Genomic DNA, 14,245 nt, shown 5'->3' with positions numbered 1-14,245 from the left:
CCCGTGGTAGTGGAGCAAGCCAAATTGCAAATTAGTTTTCAATTCGAACAGTTAGAATAAATTTACAAGGGGGAACTGTAGAATGGATACTATGGATACGATGGGTCGTCACGTGATCGCTGAACTTTGGGATTGCGATTTCGACAAGCTTAATGACATGCCGTATATTGAACAATTATTTGTGGATGCAGCACTAAGAGCTGGTGCTGAAGTGCGTGAGGTTGCTTTCCATAAATTTGCACCACAAGGTGTAAGTGGAGTAGTAATTATCTCGGAATCACATTTAACAATTCATAGCTTTCCGGAGCACGGTTACGCAAGTATTGATGTTTATACTTGTGGGGATCGTATTGATCCAAATGTTGCTGCAGAATATATTGCAGAAGGTTTAAACGCGAAAACGCGTGAGAGCATCGAGCTTCCTCGAGGCACTGGTAGCTTCGAAATTAAGCAGAGAGAAACAAAAGCTCTTTAAAAAAGAACATAATTGATTTAAAATGTAAAGAGGTGTATAATGCACCTCTTTTTTAGTTTATAAAAAAGGGAAAATATGACGTACTCGTTAGTTAAATAAATGGAGCTCTTACGAATAAGTTAACGCCCTATCTACCATCTTATTTTTTTGAAAACGAGATGATAACATAATGCACTTAAACTTAAAGTGGTAAGAGAGTTAAAATGAGTTATATAATAATGTATATATATTGTCAGATGAAGTAAGTAGAGAAAAAATAAAGAGTATAGTGTAAAGGAGTGAATATATTGCGTTGTCCATCCTGTTCTCATAATGGTACAAGAGTGTTAGATTCGCGTCCGGTAGACGAGGGGCGCTCTATTCGAAGAAGGAGAGAGTGTGAAAGCTGTTTAAGCCGCTTTACGACATTTGAAAGAGTGGAAGAGTCACCTCTTATTGTTGTAAAAAAAGAAGGAACACGAGAAGAGTTTAATAAAGAAAAGATTTTACGTGGCTTAATTAAAGCGTGTGAAAAAAGACCAGTATCTTTAAGACAATTAGAAGAAGTAACTCAAAGTGTGGAACGTGAACTTCGTAATTTAGGTATATCAGAAGTGAAAAGTGATATGATTGGTGAAATTGTTATGGAAGAACTACGTGATATCGATGATGTTGCTTACGTGCGTTTTGCTTCTGTATATCGCCAATTTAAAGATTTAAATGTATTTATTGAAGAATTAAAAGATATACTGCAAAAAGAAAGAGAGTAGAATCTGTATCGTATTCTCTTTACATACCGTAAGTAATGAGATAAGAGAGCTAGAAGCGAAAGCTAATAGCTCTTTTTCGCTAATAAATTATATAGTGAAGATTGGATGAGAGAAAGGAAAGCAAGAATGGAAAAACAGTCATGGATGGAGCTATTGCCGATTGATCGTTATAAAGTAAGTGCGAAAGGATTATTGCATAATTACGACCGAAAAGTGTTAACGATGTTATATCAGCCGTTAATAGGTAGTAGAGCTTTTAGCTTGTACATGACGCTATGGGGAGAGTTAGAACAAGATCGTGTATTTGGAAAAGAGAATACGCATCATTCCCTTATGGTGACCATGCAAATGCAACTTCCCGAAGTATATGAGGAACGAGTAAAGTTAGAGGCAATTGGACTTTTGAAAGTATATATTAAGAAAGAAAAAGATATTCGAATGTTTATATATGAGCTGCAACCACCTTTATCTCCGAAGCAGTTTTTTGATGATATTGTTTTAAGTATCTTTTTATACAATCGATTGAGTCGGACAAAATATAATCAAGTAAAGCATTATTTCTTAGAAGAAGAATTTGATTTTGCATCTTATGAAAATGTTACGCGTTCTTTTAATGATGTGTTTGGTTCGTTTAATCCAGGGCAGCTTGAGCATGCGCAAGAAGACCTTCGTATTCCAAAAACGACAGCTATGCCAAGTAATGAAAAGGGAGACGCTCCAAAAGTTTGGAATGATTTCTTTGATTTCTCCTTATTTGTAGATGGCTTGTCCGCTCTTGTTCCTAAAAAGGCGATTACAGATCAAGTGCGAGAATGTGTCATTACACTTGCTTACGTGTATGATGTAGATGTGTTATCGATGCAAAATATCGTTCTTGGTGCGGTGACAGAGCTGCAGACAATTGATATCGAAAGGCTTAGAAAAGGAGCGCGTGATTGGTATCAGTTCGAAAACGGCCAAGCGTTACCTGTATTAAGTGAAAGAGTACAGCCTCACGCTGCACGTATGATGAAAGAAAAAGAGCCTTCTACGCAAGAAGAGATGTTAATCAAACAGTTAGAGGAAATCTCACCAAAACAACTATTGAAAGAAATTTCTGGCGGTGCAGAGGCAACGAAGGCTGACTTGCAAATCGTTGAAGATGTAATGATGAATCAAAAGTTAACACCAGGTGTTGTGAATGTACTTATTTATTACGTTATGCTACGCTCAGATATGAAACTTGCGAAAACGTATGTGGAGAAGATTGCTGGACATTGGGCACGTAAAAAGGTCGGCACAGTAGCTGAAGCAATGGCGTTAGCGAAAGAAGAAAACCGTCAATATCAAGAATGGGCTGAGACGAAGAAGAAAGGCCGTACGTCGAAGAAAACGGTACGAAAAGAAATGGTACCAGATTGGTTGAAAGAAGAGCCGAAAGAACAAGAGAAAGAAACTGTGAAAAAAGATGTAAGTGCTGAAAAAGGTGCGAGTACGTTAGAGGACGAACGAAAACGATTAGAAGAAGTGTTAAAAAAATATAAGCGTGATTAATAGAAGAGAATGAACGCTCTTTGAGGTGAGAAAATGGAGCATATTCAAAATTCATTTGCAAAGTTAATGGAAAATGAAAATTTTAAAAATAGATATGAAGTATTAAAGGCGGAAGTAATGGCACATCCGCGTGTGAAAGAATTTATAGACGAACATAAAGGGGAAGTAACAACGTCTATGATTGAACGCAGTCTTGTGAAATTATACGAATATATTGGACAAAGTGTAGGTTGCGCGGATTGTCCGGATCTAGGTTCGTGTAAAAACATGCTGCAAGGATATGAGCCAAAGCTCGTTATCCAAGGGAAGATGATTGATATTCAATATGATCGTTGCGTTAGAAAAGTAGCATATGACGAGAGGAAGAAATATGAAAAGCTCGTTCAAAGTGTATATATGCCAACTGATATTTTACAAGCAACGATGGAAAACTTAGACCCTTCAGATTTAGATGCGCGTATTGATGCAATTGGTGCAGCTAATGAATTTTTAAGTACATATGAACCTGGTAAAAAAGTACAAGGTTTATATTTGTACGGTAAATTTGGTGTAGGGAAAACGTATTTATTAGGAGCAATTGCGAATGAGCTTGCTCGAAAGAAAATAAGTTCAATGCTCGTATATTTCCCTGAATTTTTACGTGAAATTAAAAGTTCAATTCAAGATAATTCGATTGGGGAAAAGATTGATGCGGTGAAACGCGTACAAGTTTTAATGTTAGATGATATTGGAGCAGAAGCGATGTCAAGCTTTGTGCGTGATGATGTACTCGGTGCAATTTTGCAATTCCGTATGTTAGAAAACTTACCGACGTTCTTTACGTCTAACTTTGATTTTAAACAACTAGAACATCATTTAACATATACGCAGCGCGGTGAAGCGGAAGAAATGAAAGCAGCTCGTATTATGGAGCGAATTAAATATTTGGCGAAACCAATTCCGATTGGCGGGAAAAACCGTCGTCATAAGTAAAGAGCAAGCTGAGAAGCTTGCTTTTCTTTTGTAGTTAAACGCTTTTTAAAGTAGCCGAATGATAAAATGAAAAGTTCTTATTGAAAATTCCTAGTAGCTTGTATCATTTTTTTCTCCCTCCCTTAATATATATAAAATTAGCAAGCCATATCGAGTGGATTTTCTAACGATAAGAAATGTAATTCTACTAAGAGTGAACTTTCACGCGGGACGGACTCTTATAGGATTTGTAACGTATAGATACAGTCCTTTAGAGCAGGGATAAAAGGGGGGACAAAAGTGATTGAAATTTGCTTCGAAGAAAAAAATGATGCTATGCACGTATATAGACAACTATTGAAAAGAGCGGAACTGTTATATAAGGAAACGAGTGTGTATTTACAGGAACAAAAAGTGGTGATTCACATACCAGTATGTGAATCAAATTATATTGAAAAGATTTTATTGCCAGTAATGGTATATTTCATTGTGAATGTGAAACAAAATGAGTGGATATATACAATCTTAAAAGAGAAGTTTTTTTATGAAGAAGAGGAAGAGTGCCATCAAATATTGCATATGGCACAAGAGATTTTAAAAGGAAGAAGAAAAGGAATTGCTCGTGAATTAACACGTCACACATTTGAATCATATATTAAATCCTCTTTAAATAACTGGCTTTGTGATCCGCTTTCATTCTCGTTTTCATCATATGTTCGTTTTCGTCTTCGTACATATAGGGAAATGGTAGCTAAGCTTGCTGAAGTGGCAATTGATGAGTATAAGTTAGAACAAGAATATCAAATGTTTATTGAGACGCTCCGGCAACAAGTCCGTAGCCGGAAATCACGTTTGTCATGTGTACATCTTATTTTTGATGAAAGTTTTATTTTCTATGATGATAAAGGTAGACGTTTAAAACAAGAGAAATTGGTTCAATATATAGATGAAGACTTATTAAAACAAAAGGATGTATATATTGATACGAAAGTAATTGCACCACTTCTTTCTATTTCGCCGAAAAAAATTTATTTGTATACGAAAGAACAAGACCATAATATGATTATTACTTTGCGAAATGTATTTCAAGAACGGGTACAATTACATGGATTACATGAGTTTGAGCGCAATGTGAAAAATTTAAAAAATAAAGGTAACGCCCTTGATTTTCTAAGTTTTTGAGCATATAATTACCTACATAAATGAAATATATTGAAATGTCATGATGAGGACATGAGTAGTTTTCTACGATTTTCAGAGAGGGAAGCCTTAGGGTGTGAGCTTCCTAGTACGGGATTATTACTTACCACCTCTAAACTTTAGCAGTGAACGGTTTTTCTAGTAATTGCTAACGGACAACACCGTTATGTTGAACTTGAGCAATTAACAATTATGTTAATTGGAACAAGGGTGGAACCACGAATTCAACACTCGTCCCTTTTTACGGGATGAGTGTTTTTTATTTTGAGAAAAAGAGGAGTGACCAGTGATGGCAGATGTAGTTAAAATTACTTTCCCTGATGGAGCTGTGAAGGAGTTTCCAAAAGGCGTAACAACTGAAGAAATCGCAGCTTCTATTAGCCCAGGCTTAAAGAAAAAAGCTGTGGCTGGAAAATTAAATGATGAGATGATTGATCTTGTTACACCAATCGAAGAAGATGGTGCAGTTTCTATCATTACATTAGATTCTGAAGATGGCTTATATATTTTACGCCACTCAACAGCTCACCTTTTAGCGCAAGCGTTAAAACGTTTATATAAAGATGTTAAGGTTGAGCTTGGCATTGGTCCAGTAATTGAAAATGGCTTCTACTACGATATTGATATGGAAGAAGCAATTACAGTTGAAGACTTCAAGAAAATCGAAAAAGAAATGCAAAAAATTGTGAACGAGAACTTAGAAATCGTTCGTCATGAAGTACCACGTGCAGAAGCAATTCGTCGTTTTGAAGAAATCGGCGATGAGTTAAAATTAGATTTAATTAACGATCTTCCAGAAGATGCAGTTATTTCAATCTATGAGCAAGGCGAATTCTTCGACCTTTGCCGTGGTGTCCACCTTCCATCTACAGGGAAAATTAAAGTATTTAAATTATTAAGCGTTGCGGGTGCTTACTGGCGCGGCGATAGCAATAATAAAATGTTACAACGTATTTACGGTACTGCATTCGTTAAGAAAGCAGAATTAGATGAGCATTTACGTATGCTTGAAGAAGCGAAAGAGCGCGATCACCGTAAATTAGGTAAAGAATTAAAACTATTTACTAATAGCCAAAAAGTAGGACAAGGTTTACCACTTTGGTTACCAAAGGGTGCAACAATCCGCCGCATTATCGAGCGTTACATCGTTGATAAAGAAGCAAGCTTAGGCTATGATCACGTATACACTCCAGTACTAGGAAGCAGAGAGCTTTATGAAACTTCTGGTCACTGGAACCACTACCGTGATGGTATGTTCCCATCAATGGAAATGGATAATGAAGAGTTAGTTCTTCGTCCGATGAACTGCCCTCACCACATGATGGTTTATAAAAACGATATTCACAGCTACCGTGAATTACCAATCCGTATTGCGGAACTTGGAACAATGCACCGCTACGAAATGTCAGGTGCGTTATCTGGATTACAACGTGTACGCGGAATGACTTTAAACGATGCGCACATTTTCGTACGCCCAGATCAAATTAAAGAAGAATTAAAACGTGTTGTAAACTTAACTCTAGAAGTGTACAAAGATTTCGGTTTAGAGAACTACTCATTCCGTCTATCTTATCGCGACCCAGCAGATACTAAAAAGTACTATGCTGATGATGAGATGTGGGAAAAAGCACAAGGTATGTTAAAAGAAGCTATGGATGAAATGGGTCTTGATTACTATGAAGCTGAAGGTGAAGCGGCATTCTACGGTCCAAAACTTGACGTTCAAGTTCGTACTGCTCTTGGAAAAGACGAAACACTTTCAACTGTACAATTAGACTTCTTACTTCCAGAACGCTTTGAACTATCTTATGTTGGTGAAGACGGTAAACAACACCGTCCAGTTGTAATTCACCGTGGTGTTGTATCTACTATGGAACGTTTCGTAGCCTTCTTAATTGAAGAATACAAAGGTGCATTCCCAACTTGGTTAGCTCCAGTTCAAGTACAAGTAATTCCAGTTTCTCCGCAAGTACATTTAGACTATGCGAAGAAAGTACAAGACGAATTACGCCGTGCTGGTATCCGTGTTGAATTAGATACTCGTGAAGAGAAAATTGGTTACAAAATCCGTGAAGCACAAATGCAAAAAATTCCGTACATGCTTGTAGTAGGTGACAATGAAGTAACTGAAAACGGCGTAAACGTACGTAAATACGGTGAACAAAAATCAGAAACAATCTCATTAGATGCTTTTGTTGATATGATTAAAGTAGAAGGAAAACGATAAGAAAAAGCCGCGGTATACCGCGGCTTTTCTATGTAATATGAGTAAGGGAAATTAGAAAAAAAAACCATGTAACACTTATCGTAAAAAAGTATTGCAAGTATGTTAGTTGTTTGTTACAATATTTCTTGTTGTTAGTAAAACACATCGCGTCTTCTTGACAGACGTCATGTCCTATGATAAACTCATCAAGGATAATAGAATATTGTTTTGTGGAACAAGTAGAAGCACCCGCTTCTCACCTGATGGACGCATTCGCAGTTTACAGGTAAATGTATTTCTTACTTAAGATTTTACAAGTGTGGGTGTCGTATGCCCGCACTTTTTTTGTCGGGTTCTATGACTACAAACTATGTTCTGAGAAAACCTTGGAGGTGGCTTACTATTAGCAAGGATATGATGATTAACGAGCAAATTCGTGCACGTGAAGTACGTTTAGTTGGCGCAAATGGCGATCAACTTGGAATCAAGTCTCGTAATGACGCTTTAGACTTAGCTGCAAATCTTAATCTTGATTTAGTATTAGTTGCTCCAAATGCGAAACCGCCAGTATGCCGCATTATGGACTACGGTAAATTCCGCTTTGAGCAACAGAAGAAAGAAAAAGAACAGCGCAAAAATCAAAAAGTAATTAGCATGAAAGAAGTTCGTTTAAGTCCAACAATTGATGAACATGACTTTAACACAAAACTTCGTAATGCTATCAAGTTTTTAGAGAAAGGCGACAAGGTTAAAGCGTCAATTCGCTTTAAAGGACGTGCCATTACTCATAAAGAAATCGGTCAACGTGTTTTAGATCGCTTCTCAGAAGCTTGTGCTGAAGTTAGTACAATCGAATCTAAGCCTAAAATGGAAGGACGCAGTATGTTCTTAGTTTTAGCACCGAAAAACGATAAGTAATAGATAGAGGAGGAAATACCTATGCCTAAACAAAAAACTCATCGCGGCGCTGCAAAGCGTTTCAAAAAGACTGGATCAGGTAAACTGAAACGTTCTCACGCTTACACAAGCCATTTATTCGCTAACAAATCTACAAAAGCTAAACGTAAACTACGTAAAGCTGGTGTAGTAAGCGCTGGTGACTTCAAACGCATTCGTCAAATGCTTGACAACTTAAAATAAGTTCGGCTGATATATAGAACAATTAGGAGGTAATATTATGCCAAGAGTAAAAGGTGGTACAGTTACTCGTCAACGTCGTAAAAAAGTAATTAAATTAGCAAAAGGTTACTACGGTTCAAAAAATACATTATTCAAGGTTGCTAACCAACAGGTTATGAAATCTCTAATGTATGCATTCCGTGACCGCCGTCAAAAGAAACGTGACTTCCGTAAATTATGGATTACACGTATCAACGCAGCAGCTCGTATGAATGGTCTTTCTTACAGCCGCTTAATGCACGGTCTTAAAAATGCTGGCATCGAAGTTAACCGCAAGATGCTTGCTGACTTAGCTGTTCATGACGAAAAAGCTTTCGCTGAATTAGCAACAGTTGCAAAAAACAACATTAACTAATTAATTAGTTGAAACCTTAGAAGAATTTTCTTCTAAGGTTTTTTGTTTGTATACAAAGAGCGCGATGTCGTTATCGATATGACAAAACCCATATAAAATCTATAGCAATATAGAAGAATATACATATGAAGTCAGGAGAATCCTTCTGGCTTTTTTTTATTATGCCCCTTTGGAAAGAAGAGTATCTTTCCTAGGTGAAACGACACTGCTATAATGGAAAGATGATATGGAACTTTCATCAGATAAAATAACATTTTTATTAGTGGACAATACACGGATAATGATTAACTATCACCAATTGGAGTGAACAATCTAATCGTGATGATTGAAACGTATTTGTAAATTAAGGACAAGCTATTTTGTAAAGAGGTAAATAGCTAACTTATTAATAAGAAACGAAAAATAATAATGAACTTTGAGATGAAACAACATTGTTGCGTAAAATGCGATGTTGGAGGAGGACAATAGAGTGGACTTACTACAACTATTTAAATTACAAAAAGAATTAGATGACCGTATTGCGAAAGAACATGACTTACAACCGAAAAAGTTGTTAAAAGAAAAAATGTTAGCTCTTCTTGTAGAAATTGGAGAACTTGCAAATGAAACACGTTGTTTTAAATATTGGAGCAACAAACCAGCATCAGAACGTGAAGTAATATTAGAAGAATACGTAGATGGTTTGCATTTTATTTTATCAATCGGAATTGATTTAGGTATTGATAAAAACTTCTTATTCTATAAGTGTGCACAGACGAATAAAACACAAGTGGAAATTTTCTTAGACACATATGCGAAGGTGATTCGTTTTACGGATCAACCATCTATTACGAACTATATTGAATTATTTACAAGCTACCTTCGACTTGGACAAGCACTTGAGTTTGAACAAGAAGAGATTGAAAAGGCATATTTAGATAAAAACGAAGTAAATCATCAGCGTCAAACACAAGGATACTAAGTTAATTTTTGAATATTTCAATTTCCTTTTGTATAATGAAGTGACTGAAGAAAAAGGAGGGTGTTGGCAATGACAAAATTAGACGAGACATTGACAATGCTAAAAGAATTAACAGATGCGCGTGGTATTGCGGGTAACGAGCGTGAACCACGTGAAGTAATGAAGAAATATATTGAGCCGTTTGCGGACGAACTTTCTACTGATAATTTAGGAAGTTTAGTTGCGAAAAAAGTAGGGGAAGAGAACGGTCCAAAAATTATGGTTGCAGGTCATTTAGATGAAGTTGGTTTTATGATTACGCAAATTGATGACAAAGGTTTCCTTCGTTTCCAAACGGTTGGTGGCTGGTGGTCACAAGTTATGCTTGCACAGCGGGTAACAATTGTAACGCGTACAGGAGATGTAACAGGTGTTATCGGTTCAAAACCACCTCATATCTTACCTCCAGAAGCGCGTAAAAAGCCAGTTGACATTAAAGACATGTTCATCGATATTGGTGCTTCTAGTCAAGAAGAGGCAATGGAGTGGGGCGTACGACCAGGAGATCAAGTTGTACCTTATTTTGAATTCCAAGTAATGAAGAATGAAAAAATGTTACTTGCAAAAGCATGGGATAACCGAATTGGTTGTGCAATTGCAATTGACGTATTAAAACAATTAAAAGATGAAAAGCATCCAAACGTTGTATATGGCGTAGGGACTGTACAAGAAGAAGTCGGTCTTCGTGGTGCAAAAACATCTGCAAACTATATTAAACCAGATATCGCGTTCGCGGTAGATGTTGGTATTGCTGGTGACACACCGGGTGTAACGTCAAAAGAAGCGCAAAGTAAAATGGGTGATGGACCACAGATCATTTTATATGATGCTTCTGTTATTGGCCATACAGGTTTACGTGACTTTGTAGTTGATGTTGCTGATGAATTACAAATTCCATACCAATATGATTCAGTAGCGGGCGGTGGAACGGATGCAGGTGCAATTCATATTGCTGTAAATGGTATTCCGTCTATGGCAATTACGATTGCAACCCGTTACATTCATTCTCATGCGGCAATGTTACACCGTGATGATTATGAAAATGCAGTGAAGTTAATTGTAGAAGTTATTAAACGTCTTGATAAAGAGGCTGTACATAACATTACATTTAATTAATAGAAAAAGCGAAGGAGCCTCTCCTTCGCTTTTTTGTGTTTTAAAAAGGTCGTTCTAATCCTGCGGCAGTATGAGCCCCTAAAATGATTAAACGAGTTAATTGCATGGCCATAAAATGCGGGGTATATATCATCCCTTTTTTTAGCCATGACATAATCATGCCGAGATGGGCACCAGTAACATAACTAAGGAGAATGTCACGTGGAACCATTAGTTTTTCATCGTTAGGCTGTGCAATAGAGAGGCTTAATGTTAAATGTGTTTGAATGGCTTTCATCATTTTATACGTAAAGTTTCCGGCAGCTTTATCACCAAGCATGACGTTATAGAAGTTCGCATTTTCTGCGATATGTTCAAATAAAGACAAGAAATTTGGATGTGGTGAATCAAATGTAAGTTGAAAATCTTCTTTATTTCTATTTTTCGGTTTAATAACTTCTGTTAGCTTCTCTAACATTTCTTCAATGCTTTTGTCTAGTAAGTCATATTTATCGTGGTAATGGCTATAAAACGTAGCGCGATTTACAGGAGCACGTTCTGCAATATGTTGAACAGTTACATTTTCAAACCCTTTTTCGCCTACTAAAGCGACAAAAGCATCCTGTATGAGTTGTCTCGTCCGTTTTACACGTGGATCATTTGTATTTTTAATAGACATTTTTATTTCCCCTCGTTTAATTTTCTGTATTTAAACAACATATTGGTATTATATTGTTGTTTAAGCGACATTTCATACGTAAATTGTCGGTTGTAGATTTGAAATAATTATTTATAATTATAAACGATAGTCCTTCAGAAATCAGCACCGCTTGCAGGTAGATAAATTTCGATTTACACCGCAGATGGTGTGATTTTTTTGTTTAAAAGTTAATATAATTAACAATTAAACAATCTAAACAATAAGGACGTAAATAGTCTAGAAAAAAATTATATGCGATATAAGGAGAGGAATGCAATGAATCAGTTTCGAAGAATGGTGATTATCAACATTATCACATTAATTGTACTAGTTGGTGGCGGTATTGGCGGTTATTACTATTACAATCAAGCGGAAAATTACTTAAAAACAGACAATGCAAAAATTGATGGAAAGGTAATTCCGATTGCATCACCAGTAGCAGGGAAATTAACTGACTGGAAAGCTGAAGTAGGTAAGAACTACAACGAGAATGATAAATTAGGTGCTGTCACTGTAGCGGCAGCGAATGGAGAACAAACAGTAGATGTAACAATTCCACAAAATGCAACAGTTGTACAATCAAACGCAACAACAAATGCTTTCGTTGGAGCAGGTAGCCCAATCGCTTATGCATTTGATATGAACAATTTATGGGTAACAGCAAATATTGAAGAAACAGATGTTGATGATGTTCAAAAAGGTCAAGATGTAGATGTGTATGTAGATGCATACCCAGATACAACGTTAACAGGAAAAGTAGAACAAGTTGGCTTAACAACAGCGAACACATTCTCTATGTTACCATCAAGCAACGCAACAGCGAACTATACGAAAGTAACACAAGTAGTACCAGTTAAAATTTCTTTAGATCATAGCAAATCAGTAAATATTGTTCCTGGCATGAATGTGACAGTTCGTATTCATAAGTAAGGGGGAGATGAGATGTCCTCAATTGTAATTGCAGGATATGCACTATTTTGTATAATCGTCTTCTTCCTTGTAAATCGTCTTTTACGAAAGAAAAAAACGAAAATGGGAGAAGAACAAGTCCCAGCCGTAAGTAAAATAGAAGTAAGTAAAGTTGAAACAGAAGAGAAAGACATTGAACGAAAGCAAGAACCGGAAATTTCTAATGTAGTTGAGTTGGAAACAGGAAAGCAAGAAGAAGTAAAACAAGAAAAAGAAGTGCCGAAAAAACAAATGTCTATGCCTGTAGAGAATGTGAACGTAAAAGCAGTGGTAGCTGTATTAATTCTCGGCATGTTCGTTTCTATTTTAAACCAAACAATCATTAACGTTGCATTGCCTCCGTTAATGAATGAATTTAACGTATCAACTTCAACAGCACAATGGTTAATTACAGGCTTCATGCTTGTAAATGGTATTTTAGTACCGATTAGTGCCTTTTTAGTTTCACGATTTACGTATCGTAAATTATTCGTAGCAGCAATGTTATTCTTTACGGTAGGATCTATCATTTGTGCTACTTCAGGAAACTTTACAATGATGATGACGGGCCGCGTTATTCAAGCGGTTGGTGCGGGTATTTTAATGCCGGTTGGTATGAATATCTTCATGACATTATTCCCGCCTCATAAGCGCGGAGCTGCAATGGGATTACTAGGTGTAGCAATGATTTTAGCACCAGCTATCGGACCAACTGTAACAGGTTGGGTAATTGAAAATTACAGCTGGAACTTAATGTTCTATGCGATGTTTATTATCGGTTTAATTATTACGTTCCTATCTTTAAAATTCTTTACACTAGCGCAGCCAGTGTCTAAAACAAAATTAGATATATTTGGTGTTGTTAGTTCAAGTATTGGACTAGGAAGCTTATTGTACGGATTTAGTGAAGCTGGAAACAATAGTTGGACTAGTGCCGAAGTTGTTATTTCACTTATTATCGGTGTAATTGGTTTAGCGTTATTTATTTGGAGAGAGTTAACAACGGATAATAAAATGCTTGATTTACAAGTATTTAAATATCCAGTATTTACTTTTACTTTAGTAATTAACGCAATCGTTACGATGGCATTATTCGGAGGTATGTTATTACTTCCTGTATATCTGCAAAACATTCGTGGCTTTACGCCAATTGAATCTGGTTTACTACTTCTTCCAGGATCATTAATTATGGGGATCATGGGACCAGTAGCGGGTAAATTATTCGATAAATATGGCATTCGTCCATTAGCGATAATTGGATTGGCAATTACGACGTATGCGACATATGAATTTACAAAATTATCGATGGATACACCGTATAGCGTTATTATGACGGATTATATTATACGCTCAATTGGTATGTCATTCATTATGATGCCAATTATGACAGCTGGTATGAACGCGCTACCGATGAAATTAATTTCTCACGGTACAGCAACGCAAAATACGTCAAGACAAGTAGCGGGTTCAATCGGAACAGCGATTTTAATTACACTTATGACGCAACAAACGACTGCGCACGTAGCAGATTATGGAAATATGTTAACAACGTCAAACCCAATTTTAGTTGATAAAGTACACGGCATGGGGCAAAGCTTAGCAGCGATTGCTGGATCAGCACAAGCAGGAGATGCGATGAGCACGCAACTATTATTCGGACAAATTTCAAAGTTATCTGCAATTAACGGTATTAACGATGCCTTCTTAATTGCAACGATACTTGCAGGGATTGCTTGGGTGTTATCGTTCTTCTTACCATCAGGCAATAAACCAAATAGAAAAGCAGGGAATTAATTTCCCTGCTTTTTATTTTGGATAGTATTAATAAATAAATGAGAAATAACGATCCAAATT

The 14,245-nt window shown here is 36.5% G+C and carries 14 protein-coding genes and 2 other annotated features; of the genes, 13 read left to right on the top strand and 1 reads right to left on the bottom strand.

The genetic code is table 11. From position 1 onward, the window contains the following. Positions 1 to 91: 91 nt before the first annotated feature. The 11 genes from speD to PDQ40_RS13700 all read left to right on the top strand — a co-directional run bounded on the left by speD (position 92) and on the right by PDQ40_RS13700 (position 10,764). Positions 92 to 475 (top strand): adenosylmethionine decarboxylase, encoded by a 384-nt coding sequence (speD, locus tag PDQ40_RS13750; protein WP_002003660.1) that lies wholly within the window; start codon positions 92 to 94, stop codon positions 473 to 475. A 287-nt stretch (positions 476 to 762) separates the two neighbouring features. Further along, positions 763 to 1,224, top strand: a complete 462-nt coding sequence (gene nrdR, locus PDQ40_RS13745) for a transcriptional regulator NrdR (protein ID WP_001203687.1) — start codon at positions 763 to 765, stop codon at positions 1,222 to 1,224. 126 nt (positions 1,225 to 1,350) lie between these two features. Continuing rightward, positions 1,351 to 2,757 carry a replication initiation and membrane attachment family protein gene (locus tag PDQ40_RS13740; protein WP_000415042.1) on the top strand — a complete coding sequence of 469 codons (1,407 nt, stop codon included), beginning with the start codon at positions 1,351 to 1,353 and terminating at the stop codon, positions 2,755 to 2,757. A gap of 33 nt (positions 2,758 to 2,790) precedes the next feature. Beyond that, positions 2,791 to 3,729 carry a primosomal protein DnaI gene (gene dnaI / locus PDQ40_RS13735; protein WP_000400101.1) on the top strand — a complete coding sequence of 313 codons (939 nt, stop codon included), beginning with the start codon at positions 2,791 to 2,793 and terminating at the stop codon, positions 3,727 to 3,729. 279 nt (positions 3,730 to 4,008) lie between these two features. Next, positions 4,009 to 4,890 carry a putative sporulation protein YtxC gene (gene ytxC, locus PDQ40_RS13730; protein ID WP_000569618.1) on the top strand — a complete coding sequence of 294 codons (882 nt, stop codon included), beginning with the start codon at positions 4,009 to 4,011 and terminating at the stop codon, positions 4,888 to 4,890. Between the two features lie 31 nt (positions 4,891 to 4,921). Then, positions 4,922 to 5,150 (top strand) — a binding site (T-box leader). A gap of 47 nt (positions 5,151 to 5,197) precedes the next feature. Beyond that, positions 5,198 to 7,135: a threonine--tRNA ligase gene (thrS, locus tag PDQ40_RS13725; RefSeq protein WP_061132070.1), complete on the top strand. Its 1,938-nt coding sequence runs from the start codon at positions 5,198 to 5,200 to the stop codon at positions 7,133 to 7,135. A gap of 210 nt (positions 7,136 to 7,345) precedes the next feature. Further along, positions 7,346 to 7,466, top strand: a sequence feature (ribosomal protein L20 leader region). Positions 7,467 to 7,528: 62 nt separating this feature from the next. Next, positions 7,529 to 8,032, top strand: coding sequence for a translation initiation factor IF-3 (gene infC, locus PDQ40_RS13720; RefSeq protein WP_000973214.1), 504 nt, complete (start codon positions 7,529 to 7,531; stop codon positions 8,030 to 8,032). Between the two features lie 21 nt (positions 8,033 to 8,053). Beyond that, positions 8,054 to 8,254 carry a 50S ribosomal protein L35 gene (gene rpmI / locus PDQ40_RS13715; protein WP_001125945.1) on the top strand — a complete coding sequence of 67 codons (201 nt, stop codon included), beginning with the start codon at positions 8,054 to 8,056 and terminating at the stop codon, positions 8,252 to 8,254. A 37-nt stretch (positions 8,255 to 8,291) separates the two neighbouring features. Continuing rightward, complete coding sequence (gene rplT / locus PDQ40_RS13710; RefSeq protein ID WP_001138362.1) at positions 8,292 to 8,648, top strand: 50S ribosomal protein L20; 357 nt, start codon at positions 8,292 to 8,294, stop codon at positions 8,646 to 8,648. Positions 8,649 to 9,117: 469 nt separating this feature from the next. After that, on the top strand, positions 9,118 to 9,609 hold the full coding sequence (locus PDQ40_RS13705) for a dUTP diphosphatase (protein WP_000365050.1): 492 nt from the start codon (positions 9,118 to 9,120) through the stop codon (positions 9,607 to 9,609). Between the two features lie 69 nt (positions 9,610 to 9,678). Next, the gene (locus PDQ40_RS13700) at positions 9,679 to 10,764 is read left to right on the top strand and encodes a M42 family metallopeptidase (RefSeq protein WP_042514634.1); all 1,086 of its coding nucleotides are present in this window, start codon (positions 9,679 to 9,681) and stop codon (positions 10,762 to 10,764) included. Positions 10,765 to 10,804: 40 nt separating this feature from the next. Here PDQ40_RS13700 and PDQ40_RS13695 read toward each other — a convergent pair whose 3' ends face one another. Beyond that, positions 10,805 to 11,422 carry a TetR/AcrR family transcriptional regulator gene (locus PDQ40_RS13695; RefSeq protein WP_000023670.1) on the bottom strand — a complete coding sequence of 206 codons (618 nt, stop codon included), beginning with the start codon at positions 11,420 to 11,422 and terminating at the stop codon, positions 10,805 to 10,807. A 297-nt stretch (positions 11,423 to 11,719) separates the two neighbouring features. Between PDQ40_RS13695 and PDQ40_RS13690 the strand changes: the two genes are divergently transcribed. Together PDQ40_RS13690 and PDQ40_RS13685 are read left to right on the top strand one after the other, a co-directional pair. Beyond that, on the top strand, positions 11,720 to 12,373 hold the full coding sequence (locus tag PDQ40_RS13690) for an HlyD family secretion protein (protein ID WP_001071404.1): 654 nt from the start codon (positions 11,720 to 11,722) through the stop codon (positions 12,371 to 12,373). A gap of 12 nt (positions 12,374 to 12,385) precedes the next feature. Beyond that, a complete protein-coding gene (locus PDQ40_RS13685) occupies positions 12,386 to 14,185 on the top strand; it encodes a DHA2 family efflux MFS transporter permease subunit (RefSeq protein ID WP_000095286.1) in 1,800 nt (599 codons plus the stop codon). Positions 14,186 to 14,245 lie beyond the last annotated feature (60 nt).

Source organism: Bacillus cereus group sp. Bc061 (genome assembly GCF_027715825.1).
Lineage (GTDB): Bacteria > Bacillota > Bacilli > Bacillales > Bacillaceae_G > Bacillus_A > Bacillus_A paranthracis.
This window is presented reverse-complemented; position numbering and strand designations above follow the sequence as displayed.

Coding starts and splice junctions, on each gene's coding strand:
- thrS (WP_061132070.1), top strand. CDS start 5,198: ATGGCAGATGTAGTTAAAATTACTTTCCCTGATGGAGCTGTGAAGGAG.
- PDQ40_RS13740 (WP_000415042.1), top strand. CDS start 1,351: ATGGAAAAACAGTCATGGATGGAGCTATTGCCGATTGATCGTTATAAA.
- rpmI (WP_001125945.1), top strand. CDS start 8,054: ATGCCTAAACAAAAAACTCATCGCGGCGCTGCAAAGCGTTTCAAAAAG.
- PDQ40_RS13690 (WP_001071404.1), top strand. CDS start 11,720: ATGAATCAGTTTCGAAGAATGGTGATTATCAACATTATCACATTAATT.
- PDQ40_RS13685 (WP_000095286.1), top strand. CDS start 12,386: ATGTCCTCAATTGTAATTGCAGGATATGCACTATTTTGTATAATCGTC.
- PDQ40_RS13695 (WP_000023670.1), bottom strand. CDS start 11,422: ATGTCTATTAAAAATACAAATGATCCACGTGTAAAACGGACGAGACAA.
- PDQ40_RS13700 (WP_042514634.1), top strand. CDS start 9,679: ATGACAAAATTAGACGAGACATTGACAATGCTAAAAGAATTAACAGAT.
- speD (WP_002003660.1), top strand. CDS start 92: ATGGATACGATGGGTCGTCACGTGATCGCTGAACTTTGGGATTGCGAT.
- rplT (WP_001138362.1), top strand. CDS start 8,292: ATGCCAAGAGTAAAAGGTGGTACAGTTACTCGTCAACGTCGTAAAAAA.
- dnaI (WP_000400101.1), top strand. CDS start 2,791: ATGGAGCATATTCAAAATTCATTTGCAAAGTTAATGGAAAATGAAAAT.
- infC (WP_000973214.1), top strand. CDS start 7,529: ATGATGATTAACGAGCAAATTCGTGCACGTGAAGTACGTTTAGTTGGC.